This window comes from Blastomonas sp. CCH1-A6, from assembly GCF_001556365.1.
GTDB classification, from domain to species: Bacteria; Pseudomonadota; Alphaproteobacteria; order Sphingomonadales; family Sphingomonadaceae; genus Blastomonas; species Blastomonas ursincola.
Window position 1 is genome coordinate 1 of sequence record NZ_LSIS01000496.1, and the last position, 2,776, is coordinate 2,776.

General features: G+C 61.8%; 2 protein-coding genes. One reads left to right on the top strand and one right to left on the bottom strand.

The window, feature by feature from the left end:
• Positions 1 to 1,161, bottom strand: a 1,161-nt coding sequence (locus AX735_RS21905; protein WP_066284760.1) for a glycoside-pentoside-hexuronide (GPH):cation symporter, incomplete at its 3' end; no start/stop codon positions are given.
• 387 nt (positions 1,162 to 1,548) lie between these two features.
• Between AX735_RS21905 and AX735_RS21910 the strand changes: the two genes are divergently transcribed.
• Positions 1,549 to 2,776, top strand: a 1,228-nt coding sequence (locus AX735_RS21910; RefSeq protein ID WP_156447580.1) for a TonB-dependent receptor plug domain-containing protein, incomplete at its 3' end; no start/stop codon positions are given.

Genomic DNA, 2,776 nt, shown 5'->3' on the forward strand with positions numbered 1-2,776 from the left:
GGCCAGGATGAAGGCGATGCCCGCCGTGCCGATCGCCATGCCGACCTTGGTGGCAAGGCTCACGCCCGCGGACAGCAAGCCCTCGCGACGCACGCCGAATTGTGCCTCGTGATAATCCACCGTCTCGGCGATCATCGCGAAGGCGGCGGTGGTGGTGACCGACGTGGCGAGGCATGCGGTGACGTAAATGGCAAGAAACACCGTCGGCTGGCCTTCGACCAGCGGCAGGATGGCGAACAGCAGGGCGGCGATGCCCAGCATCGCTACGCACCCGTTGCGGATGCCGGTGCGGGCGAGGATCGTGGGGGCGACGAACGCCGAGAGCAGCAGCATGCCCGCCACCGCGGGCAGCATCACGCCGATCATCCAGGGCGCCTGCATCACATCGATCGCGAAATAGGCGGTAATCGCCATCATCCCGCCAAAACGGACGAAATAGACCAGGCAGAACAGGAAGGAGACCAGCCAGGCCCGATTGCGCAGCATCTTGCCGATCTCCGGCAGGATGGGGAAGCGCGCCGAAGCATCGTCCACCACCCGCTCCCGGCAGTTGCGGAACAGGGCGAGGATACAGATCATCGACAGCACGCTGAAGATCGCGGCGGCGGCGAGATAGCCGCCGGGCTGCTTTTCCCCGCCATAGGCCGCGAGGATCGGCTGCACCGCTGCTGTGCCGAGAACGACGCCCACCGAGGTGCCGATCGAACGCATGCCGCCCAGCTTCAGACGGTCGCTGCGGTCGCTGCTCATCATCGGCAGCAACGCGCTATAGGGGATGGAGCCGAAGCTCATCACGATGCCGAGCAGCTTGAACGTGATGAAGGCATAGGCGAGTTGCGCGGTCTGGCTCCAGCCGGCGGGCACGGCGAAGGTCGCGACAAACAGCAGGGCATAGGGCAGCGCGGTGAACAGGAAATAGGGGCGGGTGCGTCCCCACCGGCTCCGCGTCCGGTCGACGGCAATGCCGACACCCATGTCGATCACCGCGTCCATCAATCGCGCCACGAGGAAGATCGTGCCGACGGCCGCAGCGGGCAGGCCCACGACATTGACATAATAGAGCAGCAGGAAGCCGCTCGCCATGTTGTAGGGCAGGCTGTAGCCCATATCGCCGAAGCCATAGCTCAGCTTTTCGGAAAACTGCAAACGTGTCCCGGACATGGTCTCTCTCCCATGTTGCGGCACCGATCAGCCTTGAGGCCTGGATCGCCTGGCAGCTCCGACTGGCTGCTATTTATTAGAATGGTGATTCGTATAAAGCTGCGCGACAGGGCTTGGCAACGCATTTTTTGCATAGGCTGTTGCGCGAATGTCAAACGCGCCGACAGGTTTCGGCTGCAACCATGGCGCGCGAAATGGCGGTTTTCTGTTGGTTAGGGCACGGGGCATTCATGAAATGGATTGTCTGGAATAATTTCAATCGATTGGGCTAAAGCTTGACACAACGAAGCCGATATATAAAATCATCATTCTAGTTTTAGTCGTTCTAATCACGCCGTCATAAGCGGGCACATCCGCAGGCGGGCCTTTGAGGGGAGGATTGCCGAGATGCACTCACACGCCATTCGTGCTGCGCTGTTGCTGGGGGTCGGCGTAATTGCGCTTGCAGCGCCTGTTCATGCGCAGGACGCTACCGAAGTCGATGCCGACAAGGAAATCGTCGTTACCGCGCAGAACCGCGTCCAGAACGTCCAGGACGTGCCGATCGCCATTCAGGTGGTCAGCGGCGAAGATGTCGAAAAGGCCGGGATCAGCGATCTGACCGGCATCCAGCGCCTCGCTCCGGCGGTGCAGATCACCAACGACACCAATCTGACGCGCGTCACGCTGCGCGGTATCGGCACCAACGACAATGCCGAGACGCAGGACGCCTCGATCGTCGTCAATATCGACGGCGAATATATCAACCGTCCGACCGTGATGAACGCATCGCTGTTCGATCTGGAGCGCGTCGAGGTGCTGCGCGGGCCGCAGGGCACGCTGCAGGGACGCAATGCCACCGGCGGCGCGGTCAACTTCATCACCCGCAAGCCCGGCGATGATTTCGGCTTCAACTTGGCCGCCTCCTACGGCAATTTCGATCACGTGCTGGTCCAGGGCGGCGTCGATCTGCCGATCGGCGATATCGGCGGCATCCGCTTCTCGGGCAGCTATTCCAAGCGCGACGGCTTTTTCAGCCATCCCAATGTCAATGTCCGCACCGGCAATGACAACAGCCGCGCGGGCCGTGTCAGCCTCCACCTGAACCCGATCGATCCGCTGACGCTCGATCTCGCGTTCGAGGTCAGCGCGGTCGACAACATCATCGCCGGCAACGCCTTCGTGAACTATAACAACGGCCTCGGCTCCAATCCCGCTCTGGTTCCCGGACCGGGCTGCAACCAGAATGGCTGGACGAGGATCGGTGCCGATCCGCGCTTCGTGGTCTGCATTCCGCAGAACACCAACGGTCTGGCGACGATCGACCGCAAGAACTATGTCACCTCTGCCCGCGCACCGAGCCGCAACGAGCAGGATTCCAAGGTGGTGCGCGGCAAGATCGCCTATGATTTCGAAGCGGCGACACTGACCTATACCGGCGGTTATCGCCGCACTGTCGAAGCGTTCGACGCGGCGCTGACCCCGGCCTTCCTGTTCAAGAACTTCGCCAACAACGTCGAAACCCAGAGCCACGAGCTTCGGCTGAACGGCGGCAGCCCGGGCAGCTTCGAATGGCAGTTCGGTGGCTTCTATTTCAAGGAAGACCTGTTCATCGAGCGCGGCCTGTTCAACGGCC